1 protein-coding gene (only partly in view) is annotated in these 19,255 nt (G+C 71.3%); it reads left to right on the top strand.

This entire window lies inside a single protein-coding gene on the top strand: locus ACIQD6_RS32245, encoding a lonely Cys domain-containing protein. The 59,907-nt coding sequence extends 26,327 nt beyond the window's left edge and 14,325 nt beyond its right edge, so the window shows coding positions 26,328-45,582 — codons 8,776 (partial) to 15,194 (complete); the first complete codon in view begins at position 2. Both codon boundaries (start and stop) fall beyond the window edges.

Raw genomic sequence — 19,255 nt, 5'->3', positions numbered from 1 at the left:
CGGGCTGCTGAACCTGTCCGGCCTCGAAGGGGATGTGGCACAGCGGGTGCGCACCTGGATCAGGCGCCTGCTGCGGGGCCGGCCGGAGACCCTGGTCACCGTGCCGGCCGCGACGGAACTGCGGTTCATCGGCTCCGAGGCCGCAGAGCCGCGGACGCACGCCGGGCCCCGGCCCCCTGCCCTGCTCACGCGGGACCCGCTGCTGTTGTCCGCGCGCGACGCGCGGGCTCAGGGCACACTGCCGTTCCCGGGGGGTGCGCACCTGGTGCCGACCGGGCCGACGCCGGTGCAGGACACCAACGCCGCCCCGCAGTTGATGCAGGCGCTGCGCGACGTCGCCCCGCGCACGGCCGCGTCCTGGGGACTGCCCGCGAACGCCTCGGCGGAAGCCGTCGCCGCTCGCCTGGGCGAGCTGGTCCAGGCCGGTGAGATCAGCCTCGACCCGTCACGTACGGCGGCGGGCCTGACCACCACCGTGCCCGGCAGCTGGCCGCTCCAGAGCCCTGATTCCGCGCCGTCCCTGCAGATCACCCTGCACAACGCGCGGCCGGTCACGGACGCGGGCGACGTCGCCGTGGACCGGGTCCGCAGGCAGGTCCGTACCTCCTCGACGACCTCGTCGGCCGGGAGTTCCTTCGTCCTGAACCACCAGGGCACCTACAGCCTGAGGAACGGCAACTTCCACCTGCTGGGCCTGACCTTCCCCCTGGCGGCGCAGCAGCCCCACACCAACACGTCCGGGGGCAACGCGTCCTCCACCGGGTTCACCAGCCTGCGGACCGGCACCGCCTCCGAGCCCGCGGACCGGCGCGGCACGCGTAGCTACGAGGCTCTGGTCGACACCGTCGTCACGGTGAACGGCCCCGAGGGCACCCGGTACGTCACCGGAAGCTCCACCGCGCGGCTGTGGGAACGCGATGTGCTCGGCTTCGGTGTCACCCCGCCGCGCCCCGGCCCCCGGATCTACGACCTGCCCGCGATGCTCGCCGACCAGGACGCGGACGATCTGCGGGACTGGGCGCGGCACCCGGTCACCGACCTGCCGGAGGTGCTGGCGGACGGCATCGACGAGCGGGACGGGTCGGCGGAGCTGTGGCTCGCGCTCGGATCCGACCCGGACGGCTCCCGCCTGGCCCGTGCCCTGTTCGTCGCCTCCCGTACGGCCGCGCTGGCCGGGAAGCCGGTCGAACTGGTCGTACGTACCGACGAGGGCCTGCGTCACTGGCCGTTCGCCGCCGACGGCTCCCTCGCCGATACGACCGAGGCCACCCGCGACGCCTGGGAGGGGATACGGGACGCCGTCGGCACCTACCTCCACGCGGTGCGGGCCGAGGCGACGGCACGTCACCGGGAAGCCGTGCTGGCACGGCGGCAGCCCGGCGCGCTGCGGGCCCTGGAGTCCGCCGACCGTGCCGTGGACACCGCCACCACCGCGCACGGGGACGCCGACCGGGCCCACACCGACGCCGTCCGGACCGCCGGGGCCGTCCGGACGAGGCTCGACGGGGTCCGGGACCGGATCGGCGAGACGGAGGAGGAGATCGCGCGGCTGGACGAGGTCGCGCGTGACGCGCGCGTACGGAACGACGCCGCCACGGCGGAGGAACAGCGGCTGCGGGAGCAGTGGCAGCGGGAACTGGCCGAGGTGGAACGCCTCGATCAGCTCGTCGACACCACCCCGGAGACCGACCCGGCCGCCGCCGAACGGCAGAGCGCCCTGGACGAGGCCGAGGAGCGCGCCGACGCCACCCGGGAGCGAGGGCTGGCCGCCCGCGGGCAGCGTCAGCGGTACGTCGAGGCGATGACCACCGCCCGCGAGGAGGCCGACGAACTCCGCGGCGAACTCGAAGGGGCACGTGAGCAGGAGGAGTCCCTCGCTCAGGAACTCGTACGCGCCGTGGGGGCCGTGGCCCCGGCGGATCGTGCGCTGCGGCGGGCGGACGGTGACCTGAGGCGCGAGACCAGGGCCCGCGACGCGGTCCAGGACCAGGTCCGCGGTATCGAGCGGGACGTGAACGCCGTCCGGCGGGAACTGAGCGAGCAGGCGCGTCGTCACAGCCAGGCGTGGGGCCGGCTGCCGGGCCTCGCGAGCACGCTGGAGACCGGCCGCCGTGCGGAGGGCACCGGTACGGGGCCGTCCCTGCTCGGCTCCCTGTCCTCGGCACCCGCCCGCGCGACCCGCTCCGGCCGGTTCGGCGGGCAGCCCCTGCCGGCGCCACCGGCCGAGGAGCGGGTGACTGCCGAGGCGTCCGCGCCGATCCCGCCCTCCGCGCCGACTCCGTCCTCCGCGCCGATCCCGGCGTCCGTGCCGACGTCGCAGGCCGCCCTGTCGTCGGCCGAACTGGCGGACCTGGTCACGCGGTTGCCCGTGATGCCCGAGAAGGAGCGGACCTCCCGACTGCTGCCGTTGTCACCGAAGGACCGCGAGACCCTGGCCGCCGACCGGGACCTGGTGCGGGCCCTGCGTCAGGCCCTGCCCGCCGACGAGTTCGCGCGTACGGCCGCACTGCTGATGGTGGACGTTCCGGCCGGTGTGGACCTGCGCGTCTCGGCGGGCCTGGAGGCACGGGCACAGGTCGCACGGATGCTGCGTTCCCCCGCCGTGGCGGAGAGGCTGCTGAACGAGGGCGCGCGGATGATCGTGGTCCCGAAGGACGCGGCCATGACGTCGCTGGACGCGTTCCGCACCCTCCAAGGGGCATCGACACAGGACGCGCGCCCCTTCGACACCGAACGCGGCACCCATCTCGACGGGCACGTCGCGGCCGCCGAGGAGAACCTTCTGAGGGGCACCACGAGCGTGCCGGGCGCGGGTCTGTACCGCGACGGCTACTCCACGACGACGCATGAGTTCGCGCACGCCGTCCACCACTACGGGCTGACCGACGGCCAGCGGCAGCTCATCCTGGAGGCGTTCAACGCGAAGCTGAAGGCGGGCGGCTTCGCGCAGTGGCCCGACGGGTCGCTGTACGACGCCTCCGGCAAGCAGCGGAACTACTCCGCCCTGAACGAGTTCGAGTACTTCGCCCAGCTCACCAACGTCTATCTCGGAACGAACACCGGGACGGACCCGTACACCGGCCGGCCCCGCAACAACGGGACGAAGTGGATCCGGAGCCACGAGCCGGAGCTGTTGCCGCTGCTGCGGGAGCTGTACGGCACCAACCCGAGGGGCATCCACCCCTGGCAGTCCAACCCCCGCCAGGAAGCGGACGTCTGGGCGGGTTTCCGGGCGATGTGGGACGACGCGGAGAGCACGTACCGGCCGCAGCCGCACGCCCCTGCTCCGGCACCTCAGGACGTGGAGATGTCTCTCTTCGCGCCGGCGCCGGGGCCGTCCGCGTCGGCGCCCGTGGTGAACGTTCCCGCGCCCGCGGCGGTGTCGGGGAGTTTCACGGGGCCGAACGACGTCATGGTGTCGTCGCGGACCGTGGTCACGGGGCCGTCGGGGCGTGCGCAGGGCCGTAACTGGACGGGTAAGTCCATGAGCCGGGTGCTGCCGGGGAAGGTGCGGGTCATCGAGACCCGGCCCGGCGTGGCGCCGGTGATCGTGTCGGAGGAGGACGCGCCGTGGCCGGATGACGCGTATGTCGTCTGGGCGGAGGGTGAGAACGGGCGGGTGCGGCTGCCGGACGGCCGGGTGCTGGACGGCGAGGGGATCGCCGACGCGCTGGCGGCCGATCCGGAGCTGGCGAAGCTGCCGAAGGACGTGCCGGTGGTGTTGGTGCTGCCGGACGCGGGGGATCAGTACCAGGAAGTGCTGCGGGCGGTGGCGACCCGGCTGGACCGGAGGGTGTGGGGTCCGAGCGGCAAGGGGCGCATGGTCGCCGACGCCTCCGCCGGCGGCCACCGTCCGGTCATCGTCGACAGCGACGCCAACCTGCCGTTCGGCGGCTGGGTACCGTTCGACCCGCCGGCCGGGACAGTGCCCTTCGAGGACCGCGCGTGGACGGCGCTGGACGGGACGACGTTCCGCGACAGCGACGTGTACAGCCGGCCGCTGGTCGGTGAGGACCATGAGCGGTTCGGCCGGATCTCGGTGCAGGTCGGGGACAGTATGCGGATGCGTGAGCGCCTGCTGACGGCGTTCCCCGGGATGCGAAAGCTGGTGCACAAGACGCCGGCCGGTGATGGCTACCGGGTGGTCGACTCCGAAGAGGTGACACCGGATCCGGCGGTCTATGTCTATGCGGCTCATGGGAAGCCGGGCCGGCTGAAGCTCGCCCTCCGTGACGGCCGGACGGTGTGGCTGGGCAAGCGGGATGCCGGGCGGTACATCAGCGGGCTGCGTGAGGTACGGGAACTGCCGCCGGGCCACCGGCTGCACCTGGAGGTCTGCTGGGGGGCGTCGGACGGCGACCCGCGGCAGAACATCTCCGCGACCCAGCCCGCGCCCCACGTCGACGACCCTCTGGACGATGTTCCGCTGGGTCAGTACGCCGCCAACGACAGCCGGAGGGAGACGACGGCGGTCACCCGGCCCACCGGCCTGGACTCCCGTGACCGGGTGGTGATCGACGCGCCCGGTGGCGAAGCCGGACGCCGGGTCACCTACCGGCCCGAGCCGCTGGAGCACGAGCTGGACCAGCTGGCGCGTGATGAGGGTGTGGACACCATCCCCGGTGCCGGACCGTCGCAGGCGCGGGCGACCACACTGCGGCTGGTGCGGGCGCTGCGGCAGGTGTTCGGCAATGAGATCGAGAACGACCGTGGGGTGCCGGGCGGCCGGTACGAGCGGGCGATGCGGGGCATCGTGGCGCTGGAGCGGATGCGGGCGAACGATCCGGCGATCAGTCAGTTCACGCCGTTCCGGCTGGACATGCTGGACTTCTTCGTCCGGGAGCACAGCGGAAGGGCTCCGGACGAGGCCGGGTACCGGTCGCTGCTCGACTTCGCCGCCGACCGGGTCGCGGCCGACGCCGGTGCGAAGCTGACGGAGGCGGTGCCGGCCCCGGTCCTCCAACTCACGCTGGGCGAACTCGCCGCCAAGGGCGAACAGCTCATCCGGCACACGCAATCGCTGTCCCCCGCCGAGACGTTCACCCCGCGGCATGTGGCGTCCACCCTCTGGGCCACGGCCCGCGCCGCCAAGACGCTGTTCAGTGACACACCGAAGGAGAACCGTGAGTCACTCGGCCGCAGGGTGCTCCATCTGTCCGGCGCGGACCCGTGGGACCGGCAGAAGCAGGAGATGCTCTGGGCGCTGAGCGCCAAGGCCGTCGCCGGAGGCGTGGACGTCACGAACCACGATGCGCTGGCCGCCTACCACCTGGCGGAGAGCGGCGCCTTCGCACCGGGCCGGATGCTGAGGCAGGGGCAGCACGTCCAAGGCGTCAACTACAGCGGTACGCCGGCCCCCGCGGGCGTCAACTGGGGCGCCGTCCATCAGACGGTCATGGGACCGGGCGGACCCGCCACCCAGCCCGTTCAGCCGGTCTGGGCCGGTCCGGGCAAGCCGATGCCGCTCCTGTACCTGATCCATGTGGACCAGGCGGGGAACGTGGGCGTGCAACTGCCCGGCCGTCCCGGCGTCCTGGTGCCCGAGGCGGAGTTCCTGGAGTTGCTGGCGCTCGATCCGGCGCTGCTGAGCACCCCCCTGACGAGCCCCGTCGTGTTCCTGACCACCGGCCCCGGGGCCCTGGGGCACTTGGCGCAGCGGTTCTTCGAGCGCACCGGACGTCCCGCCGTCAGCCACAGCGCGCCCATGACGCTGACCGCCCCCGCCCCGTCCGCCCCGCTCGGCATCGTCACCCTCCTGGATCCGGCCACCCAGGCCCCCGGCCAGTGGACCGCGGCCAACCAGCAGACGATGAGCCCGCCCGGGCAGTCCACCGCGTCGTCGGGCCCCACGATCACCTTCGCCCCGTCGGCCCCGGTCTCCATGCCGTCGCCGCTCAGCCGTGAGGAACTGGCGCGGTTGGTGCGTCGGGTGGCGGGTGGTGGGCCGGCGGCAGGCATGTCCGTCGAGCGGTGTCTGGTGCTGCTGAGGGCGTTGCGGGACGAGTTGTACCGCGGCGGCGTGCGTCCGGCGGTCGCGCTGGACGATGCGGTGGTCGGCGGGACCTCGGCGGAGTCGTCTCTGGTGGTGGGTCCGGGGTGGCGTGGGGTGCGGTCGTGGGACGCGGTGAAGGACGCGGTCGCGGCGGCGGGGCCGGGTGCGGCGGCGTTGGTTCTGGCGCGGCGTCAGGGTAAGGCGCCGGGGCATGCGTGGGCGGCGTATCACCTGGGCGGGCCGGACGGGTCGGACGGCGTGGTGTGGGTGGATGTGTCGGCTGGTGCCTACGGTCAGGTGTCCGCGTTCCCGCCGGCGGTGGCGCCGTCCGACGCGCGGGCGGTGGTGATCGATCCTTCCGGGCGGGCGATCGATCCTGACGGGCCTGTGGTGGAGGGCGCGCTGCCGGAGTTCGCGCAGTCGGCCTCCCCGGCACACCCGGTGCTCGACGCGGCGACCGGACGCGATTACGGAGCTCTTGGCCTTGAGGTCGAGAAGCGTCAGGTGTTCGTCATCAGCGGGATGGGCGATGTTCCTTCCAAGCAGGTGCTGGCCACTGCCCCCGGTTTCAAGATCGTTACTGATCATGCAGGGCTGTACCGGACCGCCGACGGGCGGCTGCACCTCACGTACCCGAAGGTGGCGCCGGGAGATCCGAAGCCCGAGGAAGGCACCTACCTCATCGGGGAGATCGTCGTCGAGCCGATGGCGGTGCTTCCGGGAGAGCGGAGGCAGTCTCCGGAGGTGGCGCTGGCGCGGTTGGAGAGGGTCGGCCTGGCGCTGGATGCCAGGGATGAGCCCAATGCCGTGCCGATGTCGCTTGAGGCTCTTCTTCCCGCTGGTGACAGCTGGAAGGTCACCGGGCTGGGTGAGAAGGCCACGGTCGGCCCGACTCCGGTCAGGTCGAACCTTGCCTATGTGCAGCCGACCACGGGTTTCCCCACTCTGGGCCTGAGCGTGCTCCAGGACGCGGCGGTGGACCGGATACCGAAGGGGGCCGTCGGCGCGGTGGAGGCGTCGGGCAGGGAATTCGGGATGAAGACCACCGCCGATTTCGTGCGTGGTTTCACCCGCCGGAGCGATGTGCCCGACATGGTCGTTCCCATCCTCTCGGCCATCCCGGACATCGACGACCTCTGGGGCTACCTGCGGTTCGCGTATGCCCACACTGTCGCCAGGCCGACCGGCGTCATCCTCAACCAGGCGCCGGTCCCGTTCATGGTCAAGAACGGCCTGGCGGTGGGATCCCGCCCTGCGCTGGACCGGGTCTGGCGGGCTCTGCGGCCCGGCAACCGGGACTTCCTCAACAAGCAGCACGACGGCATCAGCGGAAATCTCGCCACGGTGCTCGCGAAACTGCTGGAGCTCTACCGAAGGAGCATCACACCGGACAAGCCGTTCTTCCCGGGGTTCTTCGACGCCACCATCGGCGATGTGCCGTCGGCCCGGGAGCATGTGACTTCTGTGCTGACGGGGCGCACTTCCGAGGGCAAGGTCGTCACGCAGAAGCAGATGGTCGACATGGACGACGATCTGTATCCGACTCTGGACACTGATGACGGCCGGCTGGAGATTCCGCTGGTTCTCACGGAACTGCGGCACTTCGCGTACAACAACGGTCAGTTGATGACGCCCGAGGACATCCGGCGGGCCGTCGCCGAGTTGTCGCAGCTCAGCCGGGAGGCCTACCAGCGGGCGCAGATGTTCGCGGCGCCGCTGCCCGAGGACGTCCTGCGTGAAGCCATCGAGCGGATCCTGGACAACCCGGTGGTCCGGGGCCTCGCCCACTTTGTGCAAATGGTTCTGATGGCGGGTCTGCCGCAGGCCGGGGGTGGGCCCCGGCGGCTGATGTCGGTGGGAGACAGCCAGAAGGTCGCCCGCGCGCTGGGTGCTTATGCTCTGGGAACGCCGCTGCCTGTCGATGACCCGGTGCACCAGGCGCTGCGGGCAGCTGTCGACGAGGCCACCGGTCTTCTCGACACTGTTCCGCCGCAGAACCAGCCGCGGCTCCGGGCACTTGTCGAGGCGGCGGATGCCGCTCTCGAAGTGCTGGCGGATCCCGAGCTGACGCCGCCGGTGCTGCCGCTGGTGTCGGAGATCGTGGCGGTGGACGGGTCCCGGGTTCTGCTGGACCGGGTGCAGGTGGTCAAGCACCGGGGGCCGGGTCCGGACGGCAGGCCGGTGGGCGTGTCCTCGCGTCCGGACTGGCAGGACTCCCGACGGCAGGCCTATGGCTTGTTGCCCGAGGTGGGCGGGTTCACCTTCATACGGCAGGGGCCGGTGCCGTTGGAGAGTCCGGTGCAGCCGTTGCCGTTCGGCAAGGCGCATCTGGTGGGTCTCCGTGGTGATGCCAGTGCTGCCGCGCTGGCGTTGTCGGACGGTACGGACGCGGTGTTCGACTACGCGCGGATCGTGGACTTCCTCTTCGCCGTGGACGGTCATCTGACGGCGGCGTCGCCAGAGACGGCGGTGCTGGTTTCGGGGGCTGATCTGGCGGGTCCGCCCGCGGACGACCCGTTGGATGTCCCGCTGGCGGGTCAGGTGCTTGCCAACGGGACGGACCGTTGGGTGTGGGCGACCGGGAGTGGGCTGGAGCCGGTCCTTGTCCCGGGTCAGGGGGATGCGCAGACGCGGTTGCAGCTTGCGGAGGGGGACTGGTGGGCCGGTTTCCGTCCCGAGCCGTCGACCGCTGAGCTGGGCCGGCTGGCGGAGCGGGTGACGGGTGAGCGTTGGCGTGCTCCGGATGTGCTGCGGTGGGTGCGGGCGATCCGGCTGGTCTACGGTCCGCTGCTGGAGAACGACACGGCCGCGTTCGAGGCGTTGTTGCAGGGTTTCTGGGCGCTGGAGCAGGCCCGGGCGGCCAACGGCATCCAGTCCCCGCTGACATGGCGCGATCTGCGGGTGACGATCGCTTCGCAATTCGCCGTTCAGGGGCAGGACGTTCCGCCGCTGCCGGTGGCTCTGCAGTTCCTGCTGGTGTCGGCGGCGGGTTCGGCGGGCGTCGACCTGGAGCTCTCGCGGTTCTCGCTCGTCCCGCAGCATCAGAGCGTGCGGGCCTGGGATCGGGCCCCCGCGCAGGACGTGGAGATGTCTCTCTTCGCCCCGGCGTCGGGGCCGTCCGCGCCGCCGTCCACGGTGAATGCTCCCGCGCCTGCGGCGGTGTCGGGGAGTTTCACGGGGCCGAACGACGCGATGTTGTCGTCGCGGACCGTGGTCACGGGGCCGTCGGGTCGTCCGCAGGGCCGTAACTGGACGAAGAAGCCTGTGAGCCGGGTGCTGCCGGGGACGGTGCGGGTCATCGAAACCCGGCCGGGTGCCGCGCCGAAGGTGGTTTCGAGCGAGCCGGCGCCGTGGCCGGACGGTGCGTATGTGGTGGCGGCCGAGGGTGAGAACGGGCGGGTGCGCCTGCCGGACGGCCGGGTGCTGGACGGCGAGGGGATCGCCGACGCTTTGGCGGCCGATCCGGAGCTGGCGAAGCTGCCGAAGGACGTTCCTGTCGTGCTGGCCATCGAGTTCGCGGGGGAGCAGTACCAGGAGGTGCTGCGGGCCGTGGCCGACCGGCTCGGGCGCACGGTGTGGGGTCCGAGCGGCGAGGGTCGTCTGGCTCCGGACGGTTCCGGGAACGCGCATGTTCTGGTGTTGATGGACCGTGACCCGGACGCGCCGGTCGGTGCGTGGGTGCCGATGCGCCCGTCGGCGACCACGTCATCTGTGGATCGTGAGTGGACGGCGCTGGACGGGACGACGTTCCGGGACAGCGATGTGTCCACCCGGCCGCTGGTGGATGAGAACCATGAGCGGTTCGGCCGACTGGCCGTTGGCCAGGAGGACAAGCTGCGTCGGCGGGAGCAGCGTTTCCGGACTTTCCGTCAGATACGTCAGCTCGTGCACTTGACGCCCGCCGGTAAGGGTTATCAGGAGGCCGGTTCGGAAACGGTTTCGATGGACTCGGCGGTGTATGTCTACGCCGGTCATGGGGAGCCCGGCCGGATGCAGCTTCCGCTGCGCGATGGCCGGACGGTGTGGCTGGACAAGCGGGACGCGGCCGCGTACATCGTCGGGCTGCGTGAGGTGCGGGAGCTGCCGCCGGGGCACCGGCTGCATCTGGAGGTCTGCTGGAGTGCGACGGATGGCGATCCGCGACAGGATCAGCCTTCGTACAGTCCGGCGCCCCATGTCGACGATCCGCTGGAAGACGTCTCCCTCGACCAGCACGTGGCCAACCTCAGCCGGCGGGAAACGGACGGGAACACCCGGCAGACGGGCATGGACGGCACCCGGCGTGTGGCTCTGGGAGCCGCGAGCGGCGAGCAAGGACGCCGGGTCCGGCGCCGTCCTGAGCCGCTGGATCATGAGCTGGACCAACTGGCCCGGGACGCGGGCGTGGACGCCATTGCCGGTGTGGACGCGCGGGCGACGACGTTGCGGCTGGTGCGTGCGCTGCGGTCGGTGTTCGGCAATGAGATCGAGGATCACCGTGGTGTGCCGGGTGGCCGGTACGAGCGGGCGATGCGGGGCATCGGCGCGCTGGAGCGGATGCGGGCGAACGATCCGGCGATCAGTCAGTTCACGCCGTTCCGGCTGGACATGCTGGACTTCTTCGTCCGGGAGCACAGTGGGAGGGCTCCGGATCCGGCCGGGTATGTGGCGCTGCTCGACTTCGCCGCGGCCCGGGTGGCGGCCGACCCCGATGCGAAGCTGACGGAGGCGGTGCCGTCGCCGGTTGTCCAGATCACCCTCAAGCAGTTGGGGGACAAGGGTGAGCAGCTGACCCGTTACACGCAGTCGTTGCCGGCTCCCGCGGCGTTCACCCAGCGGCATCTGGCATCGACTCTCTGGGCCACGGCCCGTGCCGCCCAGGTCTTCCGTTCGATGACGCCCGCGGAGCGGGAGGCGATGGGCCGTAAGGTCCTGCATCTGGAGGCCGGTGTCGCTTGGGACCGGACGCGGCAGGGAGCTTTGTGGGCGTTGACGGTCAAGGCGATCGCGGCGGGTGCGGATGTCTCCGACCTCGATCTGCTGGCCGCGTACCACCTGAAGGAGAGCAGTGCCTTCGCCCCGGAGGCTCTGCTGCGACAGGGACCGTACATCCAGGGCTTCAACTGGTCCGGGACTCCCGCGCCCGCCGGGGTCAACTGGGGCAACGTGCGGCAGATGACCTATGGGCCCAACGGGACCGCCACGCATCCCGTTCAGCCGGACTGGGTCGGGCCGGGCAAGCCCATGCCGATGCTGAACGTGGTGGAGGTCGATCAGGCCGGGAACATCGTGCTGCACCTGCCCGGCCGCACTCCCGTCCCCGTGTCCGAAGGCGAGTACGTGGCGCTGATGGGGCTGGATCCGGTGCTGCGCACGATGGCGCTGGGTACTCCGGTGCTGTTCCTGACCACCGGTTCCGGGGCTTTGAGCCCACAGGTGGTTCAGCGGTTCTCCCAGCGCACCGGACGGCCGGCCTTCGGCTACGGCGCTCCGATGATGCTGACCAGCGCCGACCCCACCACTCCGTTGGGTATCCTCGCCCTCGCCGACCCGGCCACCAGGACCCCGGGCCAGTGGAACGCCGCCACCCGCCAACCCACCACCCCCGGGTCCTCCAACACCGGCGCCGGATTGCTCGTCTTCGGCGTCGGCCTCGAGGTCGAGGAGCGGCGGGACATCGTCCTCAATGTGCCGGGCCGCGTCACCAGCACGCTGGTGCTGGCCCGCGGCCCCGGGCTCAAGCTCGTCACGGATGCCCGGAGCTTCTGGGAGACGGGCGACGGGCTGCTCCACATTGAGCGGCCGCAGGTGGCACCGGGTGAGCCGCAGCCCGTCCGGAAGAAGTTCGTCATCGGTGAGTTCGTGGTCGAGCCGATGGCCTCGTTGCCGGGGGAGCGGAGGCAGTCTCCGGAGGAGGCTCTGACTCAGCTGTGGCGGGCACGGGCCGCGGCGAGGATCGCGGACGAACGGCGGGAATCGGTCCCGCTCGCCGAGGTGCTGGGGCCACTCGGCGGCTGGGAGCTCACCGAGGTGGGCAGGGGAACGAAGGTCAATCCGGCTCCCGAGGGCTTCGACTGGAGTGCCTACTCCCAGCTCACCCTGGGGAACCCGGCCATGGGGCTCAGGGACCTCCAGGAATTCGCTTTCAAGCGGTTGAGCCAGCCGCAGTTCGAGTCTCTGATGGCCGAGGGGCGGGCCTTGGGACAGATGGTCACCACGGCGTTCGTGAACCGTGCCCTCGGTCATGGCGGTGTGGCGGGCCACCTCATGCCGTTCCTCGCGGCCGTTCCGGACGTCGAAGAGGTGTGGGGCTACGGGTGGCTGGGGTTCCAGAATGTCGCGGCCTCGCCGATCAGTACCATCTTCGACAAGGCCCTGCCCGAAGGCACGGATCCGACCCTCATCAAGAACTTGCTGTCCGCGGCGTCGCGGCCTGCGCTGGACCGCGTTCTGCGGGCGCTGCGGCCGCGTACCCGTACGTTCCTCGACGAGCGCCATGACGAGCTGACAGCCAGGCTCCTTTCGCATCTTTCCCACGTGATGGAGCTCTATCGGCAGGCGATGACGCCGGACCAGTCCTTCGACGCCGGATTCTTCGACGCCGTCGGCGACGATGTGCCGACACCCCGCGAGCATTGGACGGCCGTACTCACCGGTCGCACGTCCCACGGCACCGCCGTCAGCCAGCACTATGCGGTCGGCATGGACGACGGCGATTACTCGTCCCTGGACACCGACGACGGCCGGCTGGCCGTTCCGCTGGTCCCCACGGAATTGCGGCACTTCGGGTACACGGGTCAGTTCATGACGCCCGACGAGATCCGGCGTGCCGTCGCCGAGGCGATCCAGCTCAGCCGGGACGCCTACGAGCGCGCGCTGTTGTTCCGTGCCCCGCTGCCGGACGACGTCCTCCGGGAAGCGATCCAGCGGATCGTGAACAATCCGGTGGTGCAGGACGTCGCGGGCTTCCTCGTGGTGGCCCCGGGGTTGGGCGTACCGCAGGCCGACGGTCCCACCAGGGAGCTGATGACCGAATGGGACAGCAGGACCATCGGGCTCGCGCTGGGCCAATACGCCCTGGGGCGCGGACTCGCTGCCGACAACCCCGTCCATCAGCGTCTGCGGGCAGCCGTCGCGGAGGCGTTCGGCCTGCTGCCTCAGATTCCCCCGGGAGAGCAGGCGAGGGCCCGGGCCGTCTTCGAGGCGGCGCGGAGTGCTCTCGACACCCTGGCCGATCCCGCGCAGACGCCGCCGGTGCTGCCGCTGGTGTCGGAGATCGTCGCGCTGGACGGGTCCCGCGTTCTGGTGGACCGGGTGCTGATGGTCAAGCACCGGGACGCGGACGGCCTTGCGGTGGGGGTGTCCTCGCGTCCGGTGCAGGCCTGGCAGGACTCCCGACGGCAGGCTTATGGCTTGTTGCCCGAGGTGGCGGGATACACCTTGGTGCGGCAGGGGCCGGTGCCGTTGGAGAGTCCGGTGCAGCCGTTGCCGTTCGGCGAGGCGCATCTGGTGGGTCTGCGTGGTGATGCCAGTGCTGCCGTGCTGGCGTTGTCGGACGGTACGGAAGCGGTGTTCGACTACGCGCGGATCGTGGACTTCCTCTTCGCGGTGGACGGTGATCTGACGGCGGCGTCGCCGGAGACGGCGGTGCTGGTTTCGGGGGCTGATCTGGCGGGTCCGCCGGAGGGCGACCCCTTGGACGTTCCGCTGGCCGGTCAGGTGCTTGCCAACGGGATGGCCCGATGGGTGTGGGCGACGGGCCGTGGGCTGGAGGCGGTGCTGGTCCCGGGTGACGGGAACCAGGGGGCGCGGCTGCAGCTCGCGGAGGGGGACTGGTGGGCCGGTTTCCGTCCTGAGCCGTCGACCGCTGAGCTGGGCCGGCTGGCGGAGCTTGTGACGGGTGAGCGCGGGCGTGCTCCGGATGTGCTGCGGTGGGTGCGGGCGATCCGGCTGGTCTACGGTCCGCTGCTGGAGGACGACACGGCCGCGTTCGAGGCGTTGTTGCGGGGTTTCTGGGCGCTGGAGCGGGTCCGGGTGGCCAATGGCATCCAGTCCCCGCTGACCTGGGGCGATCTGCGGCTCGCGGTCAATTCGTACTTCGCCGTTCAGGGACAGTCTGTGCCGCCGTTGCAGGTGGCTCTGCAGTTCCTGTTGGTGTCGGCGGCGGGTTCCGTGGGCGTCGACCTGGAGCTCTCGCGGTTCTCGCTCGTCCCGCGGCATCACAGTGTGCGGGCCTGGGACCGGACCCCCGCGCAGGACGAGGAGATGTCTCTCTTCGCCCCGGCGCCGGGGTCGGCCGCGTCGGCGCCCGTGGTGAGTCCTCCCGCGCCTGCGGCGGTGTCGGGGAGTTTCACGGGGCCGAATGACGTCATGGTGTCGTCGCGGACCGTGGTCACGGGGCCGTCGGGTCGTCCGCAGGGCCGTAACTGGACGAAGAAGCCTGTGAGCCAGGTGCTGCCGGACAGGGCGAGGACCATCGAGATCCGGCCGGGTGTCGCGCCGAAGGTGGTTTCGAGCGAGCCGGCGCCGTGGCCGGACGGTGCGTATGTGGTGGCGGCCGAGGGTGAGAACGGGCGGGTGCGCCTGCCGGACGGCCGGGTGCTGGACGGCGAGGGGGTCGCCGCTGCTCTGGCGGCCGATCCGGAGCTGGCGAAGCTGCCGAAGGACGTCCCTGTCGTGCTGGCCATTGAGTTCGCGGGGGAGCAGTACCAGGAGATGCTGCGGGCGGTGGCCGACCGGCTGGGCCGGACGGTGTGGGGTCCGAGCGGTGGGGGGCGTCTGGTTCCTGACGGTTCCGGGAACGCGCATGTTCTCGCGTTGATGGACCGTGACCCGGACGTGCCGGTCGGTGCGTGGGTGTCGGTGCGCCCGTCGGCGAGCACGTCGTACGTGGATCGTGAGTGGACGGCGCTGGACGGTACGACGTTCCGCGACAGCGATGTGTCCACCCGGCCGCTGGTGGATGAGAACCACGAGCGGTTCGGCCGGTTGGCTGTTCTGCAAGGGGACAGGCTGCGCCGGCGGGAGCGGCATTTCCGGGCTTTCCGTCAGATGCGTCGGATCGTGCACTGGATGCCCGCCGGTGCGAGTTATCAGGAGGCCGGCTCGGAGCAGGTCTCCCCGGATCCGGCGGTCTACGTCTACGCGAGCCATGGGCTGCCCGGCCGGATGGAACTCCCCCTCCGCAACGGCCGGACGGTGTGGCTGGACAAGCGGGATGCCGCCGCGTACATCGCCGGGCTGCGTGAGGTGCGGGAGCTGCCGCCGGGGCACCGGCTGCATCTGGAGGTCTGCTGGAGTGAGTCGGACGGCGACCCGCGGCAGCAGCAGCCCACGTACAGCCCGGCGCCCCATGTCGACGATCCGCTGGAAGACGTTCCGCTCGACCAGCACGTGGCCAACCTCAGCCGGCGGGAAACGGAAGGGGCCACCAGGCAGACCGGCCTGGGCGACGTCGACCGGTCGGCTCTCACCTCCGCGGACGGCGAGCGCGGGCGCCGGGTCCGGCGCCGTCCTGAGCCGCTGGATCATGAGCTGGACCAACTGGCCCGGGACGCGGGCGTGGACGCCATTGCCGGTGTGGACGCGCGGGCGACCACGCTGCGGCTGGTGCGTGCTCTGCGGTCGGTGTTCGGCCATGAGATCGAGGATCACCGTGGTGTGCCGGGTGGCCGGTACGAGCGGGTGCTGAAGGGCATCGGCGCGCTGGAGCGGATGCGGGCGAACGATCCGGCGATCAGTCAGTTCACTCCGTTCCGGCTGGACATGCTGGACTTCTTCGTCCGGGAGCACAGTGGGAGGGCTCCGGATCCGGCCGGGTATGTGGCGCTGCTCGACTTCGCCGCGGCCCGGGTGGCGGCCGACCCCGGTGCGAAGCTGACGGAGGCGGTGCCGTCGCCGGTTGTCCAGATCACTCTCAAGCAGTTGGCGGACAAGGGTGAGCAGCTGACCCGTTACGTGCAGTCGTTGCCGGCTCCCGCGGCGTTCACTCAGCGGCATCTGGCATCGACTCTCTGGGCCACGGCCCGTGCCGCCCAGGTCTTCCGTTCGATGACGCCCGCGGAGCGGGAGGCGATGGGCCGTAAGGTCCTGCATCTGGGCGCGACCGGGGCCTTGGACGGGACGCGGCGGGAAGCGCTGTGGGGGCTGACGGCCAAGGCGATCGCGGAGGGCGTGGACGTCTCCGACCACGATCTGCTGGCCGCTTATCACCTGGAGGAGAGCGGTGCCTTCGGCCCGGCGGCTCTGCTGCGGCAGGGACCGAACATCCAGGGCGTGAACTGGTCCGGGAAGCCCATGCCCACCGGGGTCGACTGGAGCAACGTGCGGCAGATGACGCATGGCCCCAACGGGACCGCCATGCGGCCGGTTCAGCCGGACTGGGTCGGGCCGGGCAAGCCCATGCCGGTACTGAGTGTGGTGGAGGTCGATCAGGCCGGGAACATCGTGCTGCACCTGCCAGGCCGTGCTCCCGCCCCCGTGTCCGAAGACGAGTTCCTGGCGCTGATGGGCCGGGCCCCGGTGCTGCGCACGGTCCCCCTGGGTATTCCGGTGCTGTTCCTGACCACGGGTGCCGGGGCGCTGAGTCCGCAGCTGGTCCAGCGGTTCTCCCAGCGCACCGGACGGCCGGCCTTCGGCTACGGCGCCCCGATGATGCTGACCAGCGGCGACCCCTCCGCCCCCCTCGGCATCCTCGCCCTGCCGGACCCGGCCACCCAGGCCCCGGGCCCGTGGACCGTGGCCGCCCGGCAGCCCGTCACCCCCGAGACCTCCACCACCACCGAAGACCTGATCACCTTCGGCCCCACAGCCCCCACCACGCAGGCGACCGACCCGTTCCTGCACCCGGACACCCTGTTGCGGGACGGCTCCGGTGCGGTGCGCGGGCGCGACCTGACGGGGTCATGGATCGACCGGGTCCGGACCGATCGCGTGCGGGTGGTCCTGGGCGGGCTGGGCAGGCCGGAGGTACGGAAGCCGGACGAGCCCGCGCCGTGGGGCGGCGAGGGGTACGCGTACGGGGCCCGGCTGGCCCCGAGTGGTGTGCAGACATCCGACGGGCAGGTGCTGAGCTACGAGGAGTTCGCGGAGAAGCTGGCCAACGATCCGGAGCTGGCGAAGCTGCCGCGGAACGTGGCGGTGGTGCTGGCGATTCCGTACGCGGGGTCGCAGTACCTGGAGCTGATGCGCGTGGTCGCCACCCGGCTGGGGCGGCGGGTGTGGGCGCCGAGCGGTGACGGCCGTCTGCGGTACGACGACGAACTGGGCGCCCACATACCGACGTTGATGGTCCGGGACACCGGCGACTGGCACGGCGACTGGGTGCCGTTCGACCCGCCCACGGTGTCGGCGCCGTTCGAGGACCGCGAGTGGACGACGATCGACGGCAGGACGTTCCGCGACAGCGATGTGGCCACCCGGCCCCTGGTCTTCGACCGCCGTGAGCGGTTCGGCCGCATATCGATGAACGACGACATGGCGAGGCGCGAGGAGCTGCTGCGGACCTTCTTCGACAAGCGGCAGCTGATCCACTACGTGGCCACCGGCGAGGGGGACAAGCAGGTCAGCTCCGAGCCGTTCACCCATGACCGTGCGATCTACAAGTACTACGGCCATGGGCTCCCGGGCGTACTCGCGCTCACCCTGCGCGACGGCTCCACGGTGTTGCTGAGCGCGGCCGACGGCGGGCGGTACATCGGCGGGCTGCGCGAGGTCGCCGAGCTGCCGGCCGGCCACCGGATGGGTCTGGAGGTCTGCTACGGCCTGTCGGCCGGCGATCCTTGGCACGGCCAGGAGGAAGGCCGCCCGGTACCTCGCGTGGAGGATCCCCTGGAGGAGGTGTCGCTCGCGCAGCACACGGCCAACGCCGGCCGACGGGAGGTCGAGGCAGCGACCTTGGTCAGGGCGTTGGACAACGACTACTACGCGGTGGAGGACACTCCGGGCGGTGTGGTCGGACGCGTGGACCGCGTCCGACCGGAGCCGTTGGACGGCGAGCTCGACCAGCTGGCGCGGGACGCGGAGCTGCACCGTGGCCCGGGTGCCGTGCCGCCGGAGGCCCGTGCGACCACGCTGCGGCTGGTGCGTGCGCTGCGGGAGGCGTTCGGCCTCGGCATCGAGGACGACCGCGGTGTGCCGGGGGGCCGGTACGAGCGGGTACTGAAGGGCATCGGCGCGCTGGAGATCCTGCGAGCCAACGACCCGGCCCTGCGGGCGTTCACGCCGTTCCGGATGGACCTGTGGACGTCCCTCGCGCGGCGGATCGGCGGGGACACCCCGGACCAGGCCGCCTATGTGCAAGTCCTGGACGCCGCCCGGGCCCAGGTGGTCCAGCGGCCGGACGCCCGGCTCGGCGAGCTGGTCCAGGACACCGCCCTGGCGTACGCCATCGACGAGTTCTCGGCCGACCTGGGCCTCGTACAGGACGTGCTGGGCCTGCCCGATTCCACGCCGGTGGGTCCGAAGGAAATCACCCGGGCTTTCTGGGCGACGGTGGCCGCGGCCGACCGGATCCTGTTCCAGCTGCAGCCGGCGGACCAGGAGAGCCTGGGGCGCGGCGTTCTCCACATGCCGGACACGACCCCATGGGCGGACGACCGGGTCATGGAGCTGACGCTCCTGGCGACACGGGCCCACGGGCGGGGTCTGGACATCACCGACCGGCACGTGCTGGCCGCCTTCCACCTCCGTGAACTGGGCGCCTTCGATCAAATCCTCACCGACGGCATCGAAGCGACCGGCTACAACTGGAGTGGTCGCCCGGCTCCGAACGGTGTGGACCTGGACCAGTCGTACGCGTTGGTGAAAAACGGCAACGGCACCGACACCCGCTCTCACCCGGCACAGTGGAAGTCCAAGCAGCCGCCCGGGAAAACCATGGTGATCTGGACCGGGACCGACCAGGGCACGCTGGTCATACATCTGCCCGGGCACCCTCCGATGCGCATACCCGACGACGAGTTGTGGGCACTGCTGGACCTCGCCCCGTTGGTGACCGAGGCGAGCATCGGCATCCCCGTCCTCTTCCCGATGCCCGGTTTCGCGGCCCAGGGAAAGAAGCGGCTGCAGGCGTTCTCCGACCGCACCGGCCGGAACGGCTGGGGCTACACCGGACCGCTCGACCTCATCGAGGACGACCCCTCCGCCCCGCTGCGCATCACCGCCATCCGCGACAAGAAGCTGGGGCAGTGGAGCCAGACCGTCTGGAAGGCCAGGCCGGTCATGTCGTCCTCCTCCGGCGCCGTCACCACGGCACCGGTGGCCGGGTCCGCGCCCCCGGCCGCG

It is taken from the genome of Streptomyces sp. NPDC088400 (genome assembly GCF_044753355.1).
GTDB lineage: Bacteria > Actinomycetota > Actinomycetes > Streptomycetales > Streptomycetaceae > Streptomyces.
The sequence above is the reverse complement of the archived record's forward strand: the minus strand, read 5'-3'. Positions and strand labels throughout refer to the sequence as shown.